This window comes from Leptolyngbya sp. UWPOB_LEPTO1, assembly GCF_017302695.1.
GTDB lineage: Bacteria > Cyanobacteriota > Cyanobacteriia > Leptolyngbyales > Leptolyngbyaceae > Leptolyngbya > Leptolyngbya boryana.
On record NZ_JAFLCJ010000014.1, the window covers coordinates 46,265 to 60,931 of the forward strand.

At 45.6% G+C, this 14,667-nt stretch carries 20 protein-coding genes; 1 reads left to right on the top strand and 19 read right to left on the bottom strand.

Annotated elements, in window-relative coordinates:
* Positions 1–5: 5 nt before the first annotated feature.
* The 19 genes from J0L70_RS20120 to cysE form a co-directional block, all read right to left on the bottom strand.
* Entirely contained in the window at positions 6–1,091 is a 1,086-nt protein-coding gene (locus tag J0L70_RS20120; protein ID WP_287455669.1) for a sulfate/molybdate ABC transporter ATP-binding protein, read from the bottom strand.
* Positions 1,042–1,743: a molybdate ABC transporter permease subunit gene (modB, locus tag J0L70_RS20125; RefSeq protein WP_017289008.1), complete on the bottom strand. Its 702-nt coding sequence runs from the start codon at positions 1,741–1,743 to the stop codon at positions 1,042–1,044. The genes J0L70_RS20120 and modB overlap by 50 nt, the downstream gene beginning before the upstream one ends.
* Positions 1,740–2,537 (bottom strand): molybdate ABC transporter substrate-binding protein, encoded by a 798-nt coding sequence (modA, locus tag J0L70_RS20130; RefSeq protein ID WP_287455670.1) that lies wholly within the window; start codon positions 2,535–2,537, stop codon positions 1,740–1,742. Before modA ends, modB begins: the two co-directional genes overlap by 4 nt.
* Positions 2,538–2,799: 262 nt before the next feature.
* Positions 2,800–3,009 (bottom strand): TOBE domain-containing protein, encoded by a 210-nt coding sequence (locus tag J0L70_RS20135; protein WP_017289010.1) that lies wholly within the window; start codon positions 3,007–3,009, stop codon positions 2,800–2,802.
* A 78-nt stretch (positions 3,010–3,087) separates the two neighbouring features.
* On the bottom strand, positions 3,088–3,378 hold the full coding sequence (gene fdxB, locus J0L70_RS20140) for a ferredoxin III, nif-specific (RefSeq protein ID WP_026148743.1): 291 nt from the start codon (positions 3,376–3,378) through the stop codon (positions 3,088–3,090).
* Positions 3,379–3,400: 22 nt separating this feature from the next.
* Positions 3,401–3,649, bottom strand: a complete 249-nt coding sequence (locus tag J0L70_RS20145) for a FeoA family protein (RefSeq protein WP_190653237.1) — start codon at positions 3,647–3,649, stop codon at positions 3,401–3,403.
* A 14-nt stretch (positions 3,650–3,663) separates the two neighbouring features.
* On the bottom strand, positions 3,664–3,963 hold the full coding sequence (fdxH, locus tag J0L70_RS20150) for a ferredoxin FdxH (RefSeq protein WP_287455671.1): 300 nt from the start codon (positions 3,961–3,963) through the stop codon (positions 3,664–3,666).
* 84 nt (positions 3,964–4,047) lie between these two features.
* On the bottom strand, positions 4,048–4,413 hold the full coding sequence (locus J0L70_RS20155) for an iron-sulfur cluster assembly accessory protein (protein ID WP_190653238.1): 366 nt from the start codon (positions 4,411–4,413) through the stop codon (positions 4,048–4,050).
* 29 nt (positions 4,414–4,442) lie between these two features.
* Entirely contained in the window at positions 4,443–5,267 is an 825-nt protein-coding gene (locus tag J0L70_RS20160) for a HesA/MoeB/ThiF family protein (protein ID WP_017289015.1), read from the bottom strand.
* Positions 5,268–5,668: 401 nt separating this feature from the next.
* Complete coding sequence (gene nifW, locus J0L70_RS20165) at positions 5,669–5,989, bottom strand: nitrogenase-stabilizing/protective protein NifW (protein ID WP_287455672.1); 321 nt, start codon at positions 5,987–5,989, stop codon at positions 5,669–5,671.
* Positions 5,986–6,198 carry a CCE_0567 family metalloprotein gene (locus J0L70_RS20170; RefSeq protein WP_026148744.1) on the bottom strand — a complete coding sequence of 71 codons (213 nt, stop codon included), beginning with the start codon at positions 6,196–6,198 and terminating at the stop codon, positions 5,986–5,988. Before J0L70_RS20170 ends, nifW begins: the two co-directional genes overlap by 4 nt.
* Before the next feature lie 4 nt (positions 6,199–6,202).
* Positions 6,203–6,670 carry a NifX-associated nitrogen fixation protein gene (locus J0L70_RS20175; protein WP_017289018.1) on the bottom strand — a complete coding sequence of 156 codons (468 nt, stop codon included), beginning with the start codon at positions 6,668–6,670 and terminating at the stop codon, positions 6,203–6,205.
* The gene (gene nifX / locus J0L70_RS20180; protein WP_017289019.1) at positions 6,667–7,080 is read right to left on the bottom strand and encodes a nitrogen fixation protein NifX; all 414 of its coding nucleotides are present in this window, start codon (positions 7,078–7,080) and stop codon (positions 6,667–6,669) included. The genes J0L70_RS20175 and nifX overlap by 4 nt, the downstream gene beginning before the upstream one ends.
* Positions 7,081–7,110: 30 nt before the next feature.
* The gene (gene nifN / locus J0L70_RS20185) at positions 7,111–8,418 is read right to left on the bottom strand and encodes a nitrogenase iron-molybdenum cofactor biosynthesis protein NifN (protein ID WP_287455673.1); all 1,308 of its coding nucleotides are present in this window, start codon (positions 8,416–8,418) and stop codon (positions 7,111–7,113) included.
* Positions 8,418–9,803, bottom strand: coding sequence for a nitrogenase iron-molybdenum cofactor biosynthesis protein NifE (nifE, locus tag J0L70_RS20190; RefSeq protein ID WP_036044710.1), 1,386 nt, complete (start codon positions 9,801–9,803; stop codon positions 8,418–8,420). Before nifE ends, nifN begins: the two co-directional genes overlap by 1 nt.
* Before the next feature lie 50 nt (positions 9,804–9,853).
* Positions 9,854–10,153, bottom strand: a complete 300-nt coding sequence (locus J0L70_RS20195; protein ID WP_190653241.1) for a Mo-dependent nitrogenase C-terminal domain-containing protein — start codon at positions 10,151–10,153, stop codon at positions 9,854–9,856.
* A gap of 111 nt (positions 10,154–10,264) precedes the next feature.
* Positions 10,265–10,801: a DNA starvation/stress protection protein DpsA gene (gene dpsA, locus J0L70_RS20200; protein WP_017289023.1), complete on the bottom strand. Its 537-nt coding sequence runs from the start codon at positions 10,799–10,801 to the stop codon at positions 10,265–10,267.
* Between the two features lie 64 nt (positions 10,802–10,865).
* Entirely contained in the window at positions 10,866–11,120 is a 255-nt protein-coding gene (locus J0L70_RS20205) for an Asr1405/Asl0597 family protein (protein ID WP_287455674.1), read from the bottom strand.
* A 12-nt stretch (positions 11,121–11,132) separates the two neighbouring features.
* The gene (gene cysE, locus J0L70_RS20210; RefSeq protein WP_017289025.1) at positions 11,133–11,846 is read right to left on the bottom strand and encodes a serine O-acetyltransferase; all 714 of its coding nucleotides are present in this window, start codon (positions 11,844–11,846) and stop codon (positions 11,133–11,135) included.
* Positions 11,847–13,101: 1,255 nt separating this feature from the next.
* Here cysE and nifB point away from each other — a divergent pair.
* Entirely contained in the window at positions 13,102–14,583 is a 1,482-nt protein-coding gene (nifB, locus tag J0L70_RS20215; RefSeq protein WP_026148745.1) for a nitrogenase cofactor biosynthesis protein NifB, read from the top strand.
* Positions 14,584–14,667 lie beyond the last annotated feature (84 nt).

Genomic DNA, 14,667 nt, shown 5'->3' on the forward strand with positions numbered 1-14,667 from the left:
TTAACCTAGCCGCCCCCAACGTCGTGAGAGCGCATCATAAACAATCGCAACGGGTCAAGATGCACGAACCAAGGCAACGGCTGATCCTTCACCATCACCCATCGCTCCTTAAAGACTTCTGCCTGCACATGATAGTCCATAGGATGCAGGGGCGGGCTGTTTAACTTGAGATAAATCGTTGTTCGATGCGGCGTTTCCCGTGTTTTTGTTACCCAGCAAGGAAACGTATTCATCTGATTCGCGTCATCTGAAAACGTCAAATGATGGGCACGAATGCCTACACAAGCAAAGTCATCTGGAATCGGCTCCACCACATCTAATTGGCATCCCCACTCACGCGCTTCAATCCGAGTCGCGCTAATCTGATGCGCCTGAGAAAAGTTCTTACATCCTGTAATTTGTGCCACTGTGTAAGTTTCTGGTCGATCGAAGATTGCCTCTTTGCGATCGTACGCCATTTGCTTTCCATCTGAGACGACTAAAATCTTCTGGCAGATTCCATACACTTCTTCTAAGTTATGCGTCACAAATAATGTCGTACCCGAATAGGTTGCTAATGCTTCTGCTAGCTGCTCTTGTAAATGACTTCGCAGATAAGTATCTAATGCCGAAAAAGGCTCATCTAAAATCAAGATTTCTGGCTCGATTGCTAATGCTCGCGCTAATGCAACTCGTTGCTGTTGTCCTCCAGAAATTTGCTGCGGATAGCGATCCTCAAGCCCTTGTAAATGGAGTTTCTCCATCTGTTCTGCTAATCTCGATCGCTGGTCTGTTCGTTTCAAATGCTGCAATCCATAAACAATGTTCTGCGCTACGGTTAAATGGGGAAATAAAGCATAGTTCTGAAACACAAATCCGACTCGGCGATCGCGAATCGGAACATTAATCCCCCGCTTAGAATCAAATAACACGCGATCGTTCAAGACAATTCGCCCTTGATCGGGTGTTTCGATTCCCGCAATACAGCGCAGCGTCATGCTTTTACCAGAGCCAGAACCCCCCAAAATTCCCAGTGTGTTCTGGTCTAGATCAAAAGCAATCTTAAGCGGATAGCTCGTTAGTTGTTTTTGGATGTTTACGAACAACGGCATAGCGAGATCTCCGGTTTGAATGTTCTAATCGACGTGCCCAGAGCAGCAAGAAAAATGTCCACAAGGTCATCACTGCAACCATTTGATGTGCGCGATCGTATTCTTGATTTTGCACCGCATCATAAATCGCTAAAGGTAACGTTTGCGTCCGTCCTGGGATACTTGCTGCAACCATTAAGGTGGCTCCAAATTCTCCCATTGCTCTTGCTACCGATAAGATAAAGCCTGCTAGAATTCCAGGTTTCGCCATCGGTAGGGTCACACGCCATAAGACTTCTAATTCCGAAGATCCCAAAGTTCGAGCAACGGCTTCAAGCTCAGGATGAATCGATGCGATCGCCGATCGAGACGATTCAATCATCAACGGCAACGCAACGATTGCAGATGCGATCGCGGCAGCCTGCCAAGTAAATAGAATATCAATCCCGAACCATTCATAAAGTGGACTACCTCGACCGAATGCCATGAGTAGATAAAACCCGACAACACTCGGAGGGAGAACTAACGGCAAATTGAGAATTGTCGAAACAATCGTTTCACCTGGAAATCGAACTCGTGCAAGAACGATCGCCGCACCTAATCCAACCATTAAAATTAGGAGAGTTGCGACGATCGTGACTTGAATTGATAAGAGATAAGGGGAGAGGTTCATTCTGCTGCGATTTTTTCACCGGGTAGAACGAAGCCATATTTTTGCATGGTTGGTCTTCCTTTTTGACTATCAATGAATTTTGCAAACTCTTGCCCTAGTCCTGGATGTTGAGCACGTTTGGGCACTGCCATCATTTGGTCAAGTGGTTTGTGCAACTCTTCAGGAATCAGTTGCCATTTTCCGGATTTATGCACACTCAAAGAAAGAGCAACGAGTGCAACATCAACATTGCCCGTTTCAGCATATTGCTGTGCTTGACGAATATTTTCTGCTAATACTAATTTCGGTTGAATTTCTTGCCAAATCCCAATTGATTCTAATGCTTGCTGAGCAGCAATTCCGTAAGGTGCGTGGTTCGGATTGGCGATCGCAATACGTTGAATTTCAGGACGCGTCAGATCTTTTAAATCTTTGAGTGCTAATTCCCGATTTGGCTTCGTCCAGATGACAAGCCGACCTCGACCATACAGTAATTTTGTCTCTGACTGAATTAATCCTTTTTGGTCTAATGCTTCAATGAATGATTTATTGGCTGCTGCGAATAAATCGGGTGAAGCTCCTCGCTCAATTTGTTGAGCAAGTTGCCCGGTCGATCCAAAGTTCAAGGCAACTTTATTTCCGGTCTCCTGTTCCCACTGCGTTGCCAAGTCTTGAAAGGCATATTTCAGATCTGCTGCTGCTGAAACAGTAATAGTGGTCGGAGTTTGTACAGCAGGCTTGGATTGGCAACCTACTACAATCGTGCAGGACAGCAGAAGTAGCGATGCAAAAGCAAAGAATCGTCTTCTATTCATGGCGAAGTCATAGAACATGTTTAAAGAGTATCTTTGATTGATCACTGAATTTCAATGATTCTTTAACTCTTGAACCTCAATTCGTTGACTAGAAAATATAGAGCAAAATTTTTCTCGAAAAATCAGCTCAATCTACAATCCACTTAATCTAGGTAGGCTGAAAGACTTTCAATTCCCTATCCCATGCTGAAGGATCTATGAGACAGTTCAAAAGATTAAAACTAGCTAAAGAATCATTGAAGCGATAAAGGATCAATCAACTCTAATCAATCGCAACCATTACATCTGAAGATTTAACCACAGCATACACTGCTTTTCCAATGTCTAAAGCTAAGCCCTCGGCTGAGGATTTCGTAATCACTGAAACGACTTCAACTCCGGGTGCAATCTCAATTACAATCTCTGTATTGATTGCTCCTGGAACTACCTGTTTAACTGTTCCTTTTAGGGAATTACGAGCACTGATCTGCATAAACTCACTCCTACTAGAAAGATAATGAATTCAGAGCTTAGCTGAGTACAATTGGGCAAGCTGATGCGGTTGATACAATTAATTCAGAGATTCGTGGGTGTAGCAGTTCTTCGGACAAACCCGCGAACAAGCTTCGCAACCAATACATTTATCGCGATTCGCGATCGTCATTACCTTACGTTCGATCTCTTCATCGTCTTCATCCTCGACCCATTCTCCCTCGTCATTCAGAGCTTTGAGTGCTAGGACATCACGACCACAAGCTTTAAAACATCGACCACAGCCAATACATTTTGTCTGATTGATGGATTGTACAAACTGCGGTATCCAAGCCGTTCCACCAAACGTCACATTCGTTAAAGTTGCCACTGTGTTCTCCTCGTAAGCTAGATTATCGATTGAGCCGAACATAAATTGCTTCTTGAAGCGGATCGCTGAGTGCGACTTGATCCGCTCCAACTCTCAGAAGAAATCGAGGTGATCGCTGTTCAACGGTCACTCTTGTTCCCAAAGTGATGTTCATCGATCGTAATTTCTGAGCTACAAAATCGCCTCTTGAACTATCAATTCGACTCACAACTCCTTGTTCTTGAGGCTTTAGAAGCTTGAGTGAGGAACCTTCGATCGTAAATCCTGTCATTCTTCTGTCCTCTACTAAACTAGGTAAGCTTCTTGATGAGTACGAATCGTGCAATCAGTGCGAGGATAAGTTACACAGAGCAAGACAAACCCTTTAGCAACTTGTTCCTCATCGAGGAAGGTTTGATCGTCTTGGTTAATTTCTCCTTCGACAACTTTGCCAACACAGCTTGAACATGCTCCGGAATGGCAAGAGAACGGCAAGTCAAGTTCTGCATCTTCCGCAGCTTCTAAAACTGTCGTATCTTCATCGACAGGAAGTGTGATGTCGAGGTTGCGCTTTTTGTTGATCAGTCGAACTTGGTAAGTAGCCATAATTTGAACCTCTGAGAGAGTAGTACTTCGATTGTTTTTTAGATCTCGCCGAATTGCTCTCGCGATATCGGGAGATCGAGTGAGTTAACTACAAGGAACCGCTGCCGGAGTGCAATCTCCTGCTTGGAAAGATTGTCCACACCCGCAAGTATCTGTCGCATTCGGATTACTAAACTTAAATCCGCTATCCATCAAACCTTCTACAAAATCAACCACGACTCCATTAATCAAAGCAGCAGCCTGTGGATCGATATAGATTTTGACTCGCCCTTGCTGCTCAATCACATCATCGGGTTTCGGCTCATTCGCAATGTCCAGCGTGTACTGATAGCCACTACAGCCCCCATCTGATACCCCAACTCGAATGCCTTTTGTATCCGAAGGATTTGCTGTACCTTGCAAGAATGCACGTAGGCGAAGTTCTGCTCTTTCCGTCAAAGTAACCGTCATGAATATTCTCCTCATTGTTCTAAATCGGTCTAGACAAGTTGAAAATGCGATCGCACATCTAAATCTCGAAGTTGTGACTCCAACGATCGGCTAACGTGCTGCCGCCAAGGTGCATGATTGCCACAGACAGGGCAATGCGGATCGCGATAAATCCGACGCTTCGCAAACTCTAATCGTCCTAAATTCATCGTCAACAGTTCAGATACCAAAGGCTTCTCGAACCCCGTTATCAGCTTGATCGCTTCTAATGCTGCTAAACAAGCTAACGTCCCAGAGACTGCACCCACGACCGCAAAGCCGCGCCGATCCCACTCTGGCTTTTCTGGAAACAAACAGGTAAGACAGCCTGTTTGCCCCGGCAAAATGGTTGTCAAATAAGCTTCCATGCCATCCATCGCCGCTTCTACCATCGGCTTCCGGTATCTCACACAAGCTTCGTTTAACAAGTCCCGTTCTGCAAAATTGTGAGCGCAATCCAGGGTGATATCCGTCGATCGAACTAAGTGATCCACATTGTCCGGAGTAATATAGTCGAACACTGCTTCGACTTCGACATCGGGATTGATTTTCTCCAAAGTTTCTTTTGCTTTGAACACTCGCGGTTGTCCCACAGTGTCATGCGTCATGAGAACTTGGCGATTCATATCATCGAGTCGCAACTCACCCCCACGAACTAAAATGAGTTTTCCAATGCCTGCAACTGCTAGGTACAGAGCTGCTGTACCTCCCAGTCCGCCGACTCCAGTGACTAATGCTGTAAATGATTTCAGTCGTCGCTGTGCATCTTCATCAAAGCCGGGAAGCATCATCTGACGGCGATAGCGTTCTAGTTCTGTAGGGGTTAGGTCTAACACGATCAGTTACCTTCAGATTCAAAAAGGACAGGGCAAGGGTTAGGGAGGATCAAATCTATTGGGCTAGAGAAGTAAGTAGATGGGCGTGATTCAATATCAGTTCGGCGAGTCCTCTCGCTTCGTTGCTCACCCGCCCCGGAATGAATTCGGGGCTAACCGTGCGCAGTCCACTGAACCGGACTAACAGCCAATCTCAACGTCTTCTACTGAACTGAACTAACAGCTAATCTCAACGTCTTCTTCAGTGGGTTTCAACCCACTTCGCACAGTTAGCCCGAACTTCCAGTTCAGGGCGAGACACAAACGCAGCAACTATCTTCAAGTGAATTGCACCGATCTACTTATGATCCCTCTGAATGCATCTGGATTAGAAAGGCAGAGAGATCACACTCAGCAAAGCTTCAATCTGCTGAAAGCTCCGACAACATGACAACGCCTTTCGGTTTTTCATTGAAAACCTTGAACAGTTTCGTTTCCAAGGGTGAAGTTGTCAGGAACGTTTCATAAGCTTGAATCAAAGCATCTCGATACTGTGCCAAACGCTCTGCATCATCAATCTCTGGGAAATTTGCATCAATTTCTGCCATAAACTGCGAGAGCTTTTTCAGAATGTGTAACCGATTCACATTTACAACCTTGGCATCATAAGGTAGCTGAAAAAACTCAAAATATGCCTCAGCATCAGTAATGTGCTTAAACTCAGCCAGCGTTAACGTCGTCATTTTGCTTGCTCCTGTTGCTTTAACTGTTGCTTGAGATCATGGATTTCTCGAAAAATCTCATAAGTTGAAGTTGCGACTTCGATTAAGGTTTCATAATCAGTTGGCAACCCTTCAGCGAGATCGTGCAAGTCCATTTTCATTTGACCTGCTTTGCTATTGAGGCGTTTGATTTGCGTCTTGAGTTCTTCAACGCTGGTCGTCGTTGGCATCGCTCTATCCTTTCGCTGCATCAGGGAATTTTTGAATTGCGTTCACGCCATTCTGGACAATCTTTTCGCCTTCTAGGGCAGTCTTTTCGAGCGTGTCAAATCCAAATCGTTGAGCATCCCGCAAGGTTCTAGCAACGACAAGCAACCGACCACAGAAAACTAATGCCCAGCCAAAGCCTTCATGACTTAGATCAATCACAACTTGGCAAAGCTGCCCCGTTTCTTCTTCCACACGAGTTGCGATCGCGCGATAGAACGCTAAAATTCTTCCTTTCGTAATCGGGTCAACCTCGCCATCGACCGAGATCTCACGCTTTTGTGCCTTGGTGACCACATAGGGCTTCAGGAGCAACTCATCACTCCAAGCGCGATAAGTTCCATACGAATCATTGGCGCGGATTTGATTGACGATCGCTTTCAAAAATGGACTACTTGCGACTTCAAATGTCGATTCAACTTCTGTAACGCTCATACAATTGCTTCCTCTGCTTCAAGTTCTTCAAATGATTGTGATTTTTGCTGGAGTGCTTTGCGTAACCACGGTGGTGGATTGCCTTTCAACGTTTGCACCAACCGGGTCAGCACATCGTTAATTTCTTCTTCTTCTGACTTTGCTTTGACAGGGGTAATGCGCTTCTTAATCAGTCGGGCTGCCGCACTGCCACCAATCGATGAAACATAAACGATCGTGCAATCTGCTAGGGCTTCTACTTTGGGAGCAAGTTTGTCTTCATTACCGTCTTCTTTGAGGTCACCCCCAAATCTCAACGTCTCAACAAACTCATATCCATCTGCCGAAATCTCATACACATCAATCTTACTGGCTGAGCCAAAATGAGCATTGATGTGAACTTGATCTTGGGTTGTAAAAGCAATCTTCATGATGATCACTCCTAAAATTTACTAAAGCTACTACGCGCCAGCAGCATGTGCTTCTTCTACTTCTAAAAGCAAGTTTCCAATGTTGAACAATAGCTGCGTTGTGCCTTGATAGCCAACTTTGCTAAACTGCCCATTCCCTAAGCGATCGAAGATCGGAAATCCTTGTCGATACAATGGAATTCCTAACCGCTTCGACACCGCTTTTCCATGCGAATTGGTGATGAGCAAATCTGCCCCAACGGCTAACTGCTCAAAATCTTCTAAGTCGCCAATCGTGACTGAATCGATTGCCAGCTGTTCTAACAAGGGCGATTTTGTCGTCGTGACAGCCGCTTGAATTTCACAGCCCATTGACTCTAAGAACTGTGCTGTAGACCAGAGCAAATCAGGCTCTAATGCGATCGCGACTTTTTTCCGCCCAAAGTAGAAGTGCGTATCTAACATCGCATCCTGTAATTGCCGACGCTGATGAGAGAACTTCGCAGGCACTTCAGCCCCGCTCAAATCTGCTAAGCATTGAATAAATTCATCGACGACACCTAATCCAGTTAAGCGATCGAACACTTCAAACGGAATGTCAAATCGCTCTTGCAGAATTTCCGCGGCTTTCGTCATACTGTCTCCGACTGCCAAAGTAAAGACAGAACTGCCCATTTCGCGCAATTCGGCAAGCGTCGTGCCACCGCCAGTTACAGCGCCATAAGAGTCGTCTAAATGTCCATCCAAAGACGCAGAGAGATCAGGAACCACGATCGGAGTCAGCCCAAATGCTGTGATCATATCTTTGATTTCTTGCACATCACCTGGAGTAAAGGCAGAACTCACTAAGAGATTCACTTGATCTGATCGCACTTCTCCCGGTTGCGGAAGTTCAGTCACAATGCTTTCTACTGCTGCCGCATATCCGTCTTGTAATGCACCTTTATAGTCAGGAGTCGAGGTGAATACGATCGGCAAATCAAACAGCTCTGGATGACGCTTGCGAATGTTTTTCAGAATCCCATCCATATCATCCCCGCGAGTCTCGGTCAGCCCAGTGGTACAGAGTCCAATGATGCTCGGCTTAGATTTCTCAACTAAAGTCAAAATTGCTTGTTCAACATTGTCTTCACCACCCAGAACCGTACTCACTTCAGTCATTGCTGTCGTTGAGAGCGGGATTGCTTCCCGGTAGTGACGAACGAGCATCACTTTTGCAAATGCTGTACAGCCTTGAGAGCCATGAAATAGCGGCATTACACCTTTCAGCCCCAAATAAGCTAGCGCGGCTCCAAGCGGCTGACTTTGCTTTAATGGATTTACCGCTACAGATTTTTTAGGAGTCGTGATTACAGCCATTACAAAACCTCCAATCGTTGAGTTTCCCAGGGAGCAGGTTGACGGACTTGTTGCCAAACAGGACTATGCAGAGCTTCGTCAATTTCTCTCGCCATCTCGATCATGCCGACATAGCCTGCATAAGGATGATGACGCTCTTGGTTGATATCTAAAAAAGGAATTCGAGCTTTCAAAGCGGTGTACTGATTTCGTCCGCCTGCAATCAGCATGTCTGCTTTTGTCTGAGCAATCACTCGGAGTAATTCCTGAGCATTGCCTTTTTCTAGCATGATGCCGTCTTTGCCTAGCAATTCCTTAATTTTAGATTTATCTTCTTCAGTACTTTTCTTCGTACTGGTTGCCATCACTTCCATGCCTAAATCTTTTGCTGCGGAAATGATTGACCAACTTTTCACGCCACCTGTGTAAAGCACAACTCGCTTACCTTTGAGGCGTGCTCGATAAGGTGCTAGAGCTTCATCTAATTTCGCAGTTTCATCAGCGATTAGTAATTCGACTCGCTCTTGAAGGTTCGCATCTCCGATCTTGGCTGCAATGTTGCGTAAGCATCGATTCATATCAGCAATACCGTAGAAAGATTCTTCAATGTAAGGAATGCCATAGCGTTCCTCCATCTTTCTCCCCATATTGATCAATGCTTTTGAGCAGATCATGACATTGAGCTTGGCTCGATGTGCGTAGGTAATTTCTTTATACCGGGCATCTCCGGTAATCTTAGCAAGCACTCGAATTCCAAGCTTTTCAAAGAGTGGAAGCACGCCCCACATCTCACCTGCAATGTTATACTCACCGATTAAGTTAATGTCGTAAGGCGTAGTATATTCTGGCTCACCTGTACCAACAACATAGTCAAGCAGAGATTCACCACCGATCCGATTGCCTAAGTTCTTACTGCCAACAAATCCAGGTGAATTGACAGGCACAACTGGAACGCCGAACTTTTCAGCCGCTTTCTGACACACTGCATCTAGGTCATCTCCGATCAGTGCAGTCACACAAGTCGAATAGACGAAGACGGCAGCAGGTTGGTAGCGTTGTTGAACTTCAGCGATCGCTTTATACAGCCGTTTCTCTCCTCCAAAAATGACATCATTTTCAGTAATATCAGTGGTAAAGCCCATCTTGTAGAGCGTCTCTCCTGAAGAAAGACTGCCTCGACTGCCCCAAGAATTGCCCGCACAGGCAATCGGGCCATGAACCAGATGGGCAACATCTGCGATCGGAACGAGAGCAATCATGGCTCCATCAAAAGCACATCCTCCCTGAGCGGCTCCGGGCTGAGCGACTTGAGTGCATGACTTATTCTTTTTTTGGTCTTTTTTGTGGTTGTGTTCACAACCCGTTTCACTCAATAGTTCGTTGATCTTGCCTTGGGTCATTCTCATGGCTCAAGCCCTTGTAATTTAGTGAGGTGGTTCAACTAGCAGAGATACTGTTAGCAAAGATACTGTGCAACATCTTCTTCGCAAATATCCGTTAAGTAGCTCAGTGCTCGGAAGCGAAGTAAAACGACTTCGTTATAAAGAGGATTGAGCTTACAAAGCGCTGGAATGTGAAAAGTTCGCCCGAATAGAGTCACATCACGCTCGAAAGGACAAGCACAGGGAACCACCTTACAGATAAGATGTGCAACTCTGTAACTGCGAATCGTGAAGTTATTGATCAAGCGGCGCAAAGGTAGGAGGAGGTCAGGCAGACCTTTTGGGCTTTGAGGAGACGGGTGTGTTGCAGTCATAGGACAACGTCATGGTGAGGTGATTAGGAATAGGTTTTTTCGTCAGTTTGAAGATTCGCCCCCTAAACTCCCAAACCTTCGAGAATTTAGGGGTTGCCAAAGCCATAAGACCTATCGAGTGAACGCAAATGTCAAGCTATCTTCAGCTAAGAAGTGAGCTAAATGAAACGCTCGATCCTCTGTAGCAAGCAACATCTGCTCATACAGATATCGAGTTGCGCGATCGCCAACACTTTCAGCCTGAGCCGCCTGACGGCGCAGAACATTGATAATTGCCTGCTCTGCCTGCAAGTCGTTGCTGACCATCTGCCGAGCCGAGAAGATTCCATCCGGCTCAGGAGTAAAGCAGCACAGTTCGGCTAATTTAGAGAACGTTGCGGCAGGAGTTCCGCCGAGTCCATTCAGCCGCTCGCCAATCTGATGCACATATCCCGCAGCAGCATCGTAACCTTCATTGAAAAACTCGTGTAATGAGTAGAATTCAGCACCTTCTACAACAAAATGGTGCTTCTGATATTGCAGATAAAGTGCCTGAAAACTTGCTAATGCAATATTCAAACCTTCACAGATTGGAACGGTTACATCCTGCCCAAAACCAACTGGATTCTCTGCGACTTGACCAAAGGACTGAACGAGCGTTGCTGTCATTGTTTTACTCCCTTACTTATAAGGTGGACTTGATGGTTGAAATCTCGTTTCATCTAAACTCGTCTTACACACTTTCCATCCAGCATCGCTCTAACCATCCGAGCAATTCACTCCGGGATGCGGCAAATTGCTGAACTGTACTCCGAACTAAAAAAGCAGCGATCGCATCATCTACTTCGACCCAAAGTGAGCCATCCTCTGGACACCAAGCAGGTATCCTTAATTCTTGTAAGCGATGATAGATTCGCCAGCGATCGGTTCGGGAAATGTTGACGACCTGAGCAGCCGTGATGCTAGGACTTCGAGTGTGCTGAAACATAGATTTGAAGGGTTAGGAATTGGTGAGGGTAGGGCGGAGCGATTGCAGTTGCTCCTCAAGCTGTTCGATGCGATCGTATAAATTCCGAATGACAACTGCTTGTGCATCAGGCAATTGATGATGTTCAAGCGGCTGAAAGGTCTTATTACAGCCCCGACAGATATTCCGACCAGGAATGCCCACAACGGTACAGGCTGAAGGAACATCTCGAAGGACAATCGAGCCTGCCCCAACTCGCACATGATCACCGACTGTAATGTTCCCGAGTACTTTCGCACCCGCCCCAACGACAACATGCTGCCCGAGAGTCGGATGACGCTTTCCAGTCTCTTTCCCAGTTCCGCCGAGCGTGACTCCTTGATAGATCAAAGTATAGTCACCCACGATCGCAGTTTCGCCGATCACCACTCCCATGCCATGATCAATAAAGACTGCTTGACCGATCGTTGCACCGGGATGAATTTCGATTCCGGTCAGAAAACGAGTCAGAAAAGAAATAAAGCGCGGAAAGAATGGAACACCACAACGATGAAGCCAGTGAGCTAAACGGTGAGAGGCGAGAGCGTGTAAGCCTGGGTAGCACACCAAGACTTCTAACCAGTGACGCGCCGCAGGATCACGTTCAAAGATGATTTGAAAGTCAGCCTGGAGCGTTTGCAAGCCGTTCCTGAGAAAAGAGGGAAAGGGATTAAAAGAGCGTTTGGGGAGAACTAAGGGCTGGAGCATCGCTTCTCAAGAGGGAATTAAAGCTATGTGTGCCTGGTCTGCTTTGCTTATAACAGGCAGGCAAAATGCTGATTCGGAGATCGCTCTGAATAGGATTTATTGAACTTATTAGCAATGTACTCAGCTTGCAAAGTCTGATGTACAAGCAATTTGAAATTTCTTTAGGGTGAAGGGACTAGCTTTTTTCAGGGCTAGCTCTAGTATTTATGGGAATAAGGATGAGTATTTCTACACTCAATTTGTCTAAGCTTCTATTCCTTACCTAGCAAGCTATTCAGCTTATTTCTAGTTCAAATTCTGCCACAAATTTGCCTGTACTCAACTGTACTCAAGCTGAGGAAGTTTGAGGCAAAACGAGATTTTCTGTATCTGTGGTTACGGTTTGAATTCTATTCTGATAGTTTTGAAAAAGCAAGTGTTCGATCGCAAATTGCTAGAGGTCATTTGCAATCCTTGAAGAACTGGATCAGTCATTCTCCAGCAATAGAAACGAAAACTGCTTAACAGTATTGCGGTTCGCAATTATTGCTATGCGCAACTGATATTTTTCACTATATATAGAACATTAAAAAATTATTAAGTCGATCGCTGAATTCAAAAAAGTGATATTTTAGATACAGATTTGAATTTCGGAATTGTCTGGAGTAACCACACTTCGGTTACTCCAGTTTCTAACCCCGCCTAAAGTGACTGAAAACTCAAGAGTTGAGTACAGGTTAATTCATCAAAAAACCAACTCAAAAATCCTTGAAACCTAATTAATTCAAGGATTCAACTAGAGTACAGAAAAACCCAACCCCCGCCCCTTTAATACTCAATCCCTCTGTTAAAAATACTCGCACCCTGCACCCCAAAATAATTTTTTCTCCTCTACAAATCGGGGTTTCAGCAGTTGAGTACATCTCTAATTATTTCAATAAATCCTATCAGCGCTCAGCCAAACGATGCAGAAAAACCTGGCTGCTATAACTTCCACAACACCAATCACTGAAGCTTCTACCTGGAACTGAGATTTATACCGTTCCTAACTTGAAGCAGACGTGTGTGGAGCAAAGTGATAACACCATGTCCCCGTCCAACCATGAAGTCGCTTTTGTCTGGATTGCTCACTAAAACAGCTCCCTTAACTTAACTAGGGTTTATTACTTGTTTAGACAAGTCTTGCAATCTCAACAGAAGCGACTTTCATTCCTTAGACTGTGACTGTGTAAACTCCTCCACAGGTGGCGATGTCCACTGACTATTCCGAAATTCAATGACACCACCACCCTCGGCATTGCTTACAACACCCGTTACCGATCTGACCATTAATAAGTCTACCGATCCGAATAACCCCCAGCCCAAATCATCCGATAGTAGCTGTGGTTGCAGCAGTAACCCAAATGCTACCCCCACAATGGATGACCGCCTGAGAGAACGAATCGAAAAGCACCCCTGCTATAGCGAAGAAGCCCATCATCACTATGCTCGGATGCACGTTGCTGTAGCGCCCGCTTGTAACATTCAATGTAACTACTGCAATCGTAAATACGACTGCGCGAATGAAAGCCGACCCGGTGTGGTGAGTGAATTGCTCACACCAGAAGAAGCAGCACACAAAGTGCTGGTGATTGCTGGTAAGATTCCGCAAATGACGGTCTTAGGAATCGCTGGCCCTGGCGATCCATTGGCTAATCCAGACAAGACATTCCGCACCTTTGATCTGATTGCAGACAAAGCTCCTGACATTAAATTATGCTTGTCTACTAATGGATTGATGTTGCCAGATCATGTCGATCGCATTAAAGCCCTCAATGTTGATCACGTGACGATCACGATTAACATGGTTGATCCTGAGATCGGCACGAAAATCTATCCTTGGGTTCACTATCGCCGCAGACGCTACAAAGGTTTAGAAGCTGCTCGTATCCTGCATGAGCGGCAAATGGAAGGCTTACAAGCACTGAGAGAGGCGGACATTCTCTGCAAAGTCAACTCGGTTATGATTCCTGGAATCAACGACAAACACTTAGTTGAAGTTGACCAAGTGATCCGCCAAAATGGAGCCTTCTTACACAACATCATGCCTCTGATTTCAGCTCCAGAGCATGGCACACACTTTGGTTTAACAGGTCAACGTGGACCGAATCCTAAAGAGCTAAAAGCCCTGCAAGATGAATGTGCAGATAGCAACATGAAAATGATGCGTCACTGCCGTCAATGTCGTGCAGATGCAGTCGGCTTACTCGGTGAAGATCGATCGCAGGAATTCACCAAAGATAAGTTCATGGAAATGGAATCTGAGTATGACTTAGAGACCCGGCAGGAAGTCCATGCAGGCATTGCTCAGTTCAAAGAAGAGATCAAGCTTGCGAAAGCAAAAGTGAAGCCGAGTGAGCGAGTGAAGAACAGTCCGAAAATCTTGGTTGCAGTCGCGACTAAAGGTGGTGGCATTGTGAACCAACACTTTGGTCATGCGAAAGAGTTTCAGATCTTTGAAGTGGATGCAAACGAAGCTAAGTTTGTTGGACACCGCAAGATCGATCAGTATTGCCAAGGTGGATACGGCGAAGAAGCAACGTTGGATCATGTGATTCAAGCGATCGCAGATTGTAAGGCAGTTCTCGCATCAAAAATTGGAGGCTGTCCTCAAGAAGAGTTAAAGAAAGCGGGACTGCAAGTTGTAGAAGCTTACGACGTGATTGAAAAAGTTGCGCGAGAGTTTTACGACGAGTTCATGACGGCACAGGTTAGTTAGCAGACAAACGAGGTGAGCGAATGAAGTCGCGCCTTGTACAGACAAAACTCACGCAGGCAGACTAGCTCCTACTTTTCTCCTGCC

Coding starts and splice junctions, on each gene's coding strand:
- J0L70_RS20120 (WP_287455669.1), bottom strand. CDS start 1,091: ATGCCGTTGTTCGTAAACATCCAAAAACAACTAACGAGCTATCCGCTT.
- modB (WP_017289008.1), bottom strand. CDS start 1,743: ATGAACCTCTCCCCTTATCTCTTATCAATTCAAGTCACGATCGTCGCA.
- modA (WP_287455670.1), bottom strand. CDS start 2,537: ATGAATAGAAGACGATTCTTTGCTTTTGCATCGCTACTTCTGCTGTCC.
- J0L70_RS20135 (WP_017289010.1), bottom strand. CDS start 3,009: ATGCAGATCAGTGCTCGTAATTCCCTAAAAGGAACAGTTAAACAGGTA.
- J0L70_RS20145 (WP_190653237.1), bottom strand. CDS start 3,649: ATGACAGGATTTACGATCGAAGGTTCCTCACTCAAGCTTCTAAAGCCT.
- fdxH (WP_287455671.1), bottom strand. CDS start 3,963: ATGGCTACTTACCAAGTTCGACTGATCAACAAAAAGCGCAACCTCGAC.
- J0L70_RS20155 (WP_190653238.1), bottom strand. CDS start 4,413: ATGACGGTTACTTTGACGGAAAGAGCAGAACTTCGCCTACGTGCATTC.
- nifW (WP_287455672.1), bottom strand. CDS start 5,989: ATGACGACGTTAACGCTGGCTGAGTTTAAGCACATTACTGATGCTGAG.
- J0L70_RS20170 (WP_026148744.1), bottom strand. CDS start 6,198: ATGCCAACGACGACCAGCGTTGAAGAACTCAAGACGCAAATCAAACGC.
- J0L70_RS20175 (WP_017289018.1), bottom strand. CDS start 6,670: ATGAGCGTTACAGAAGTTGAATCGACATTTGAAGTCGCAAGTAGTCCA.
- nifX (WP_017289019.1), bottom strand. CDS start 7,080: ATGAAGATTGCTTTTACAACCCAAGATCAAGTTCACATCAATGCTCAT.
- nifN (WP_287455673.1), bottom strand. CDS start 8,418: ATGGCTGTAATCACGACTCCTAAAAAATCTGTAGCGGTAAATCCATTA.
- nifE (WP_036044710.1), bottom strand. CDS start 9,803: ATGAGAATGACCCAAGGCAAGATCAACGAACTATTGAGTGAAACGGGT.
- J0L70_RS20195 (WP_190653241.1), bottom strand. CDS start 10,153: ATGACTGCAACACACCCGTCTCCTCAAAGCCCAAAAGGTCTGCCTGAC.
- dpsA (WP_017289023.1), bottom strand. CDS start 10,801: ATGACAGCAACGCTCGTTCAGTCCTTTGGTCAAGTCGCAGAGAATCCA.
- J0L70_RS20205 (WP_287455674.1), bottom strand. CDS start 11,120: ATGTTTCAGCACACTCGAAGTCCTAGCATCACGGCTGCTCAGGTCGTC.
- cysE (WP_017289025.1), bottom strand. CDS start 11,846: ATGCTCCAGCCCTTAGTTCTCCCCAAACGCTCTTTTAATCCCTTTCCC.
- nifB (WP_026148745.1), top strand. CDS start 13,102: ATGACACCACCACCCTCGGCATTGCTTACAACACCCGTTACCGATCTG.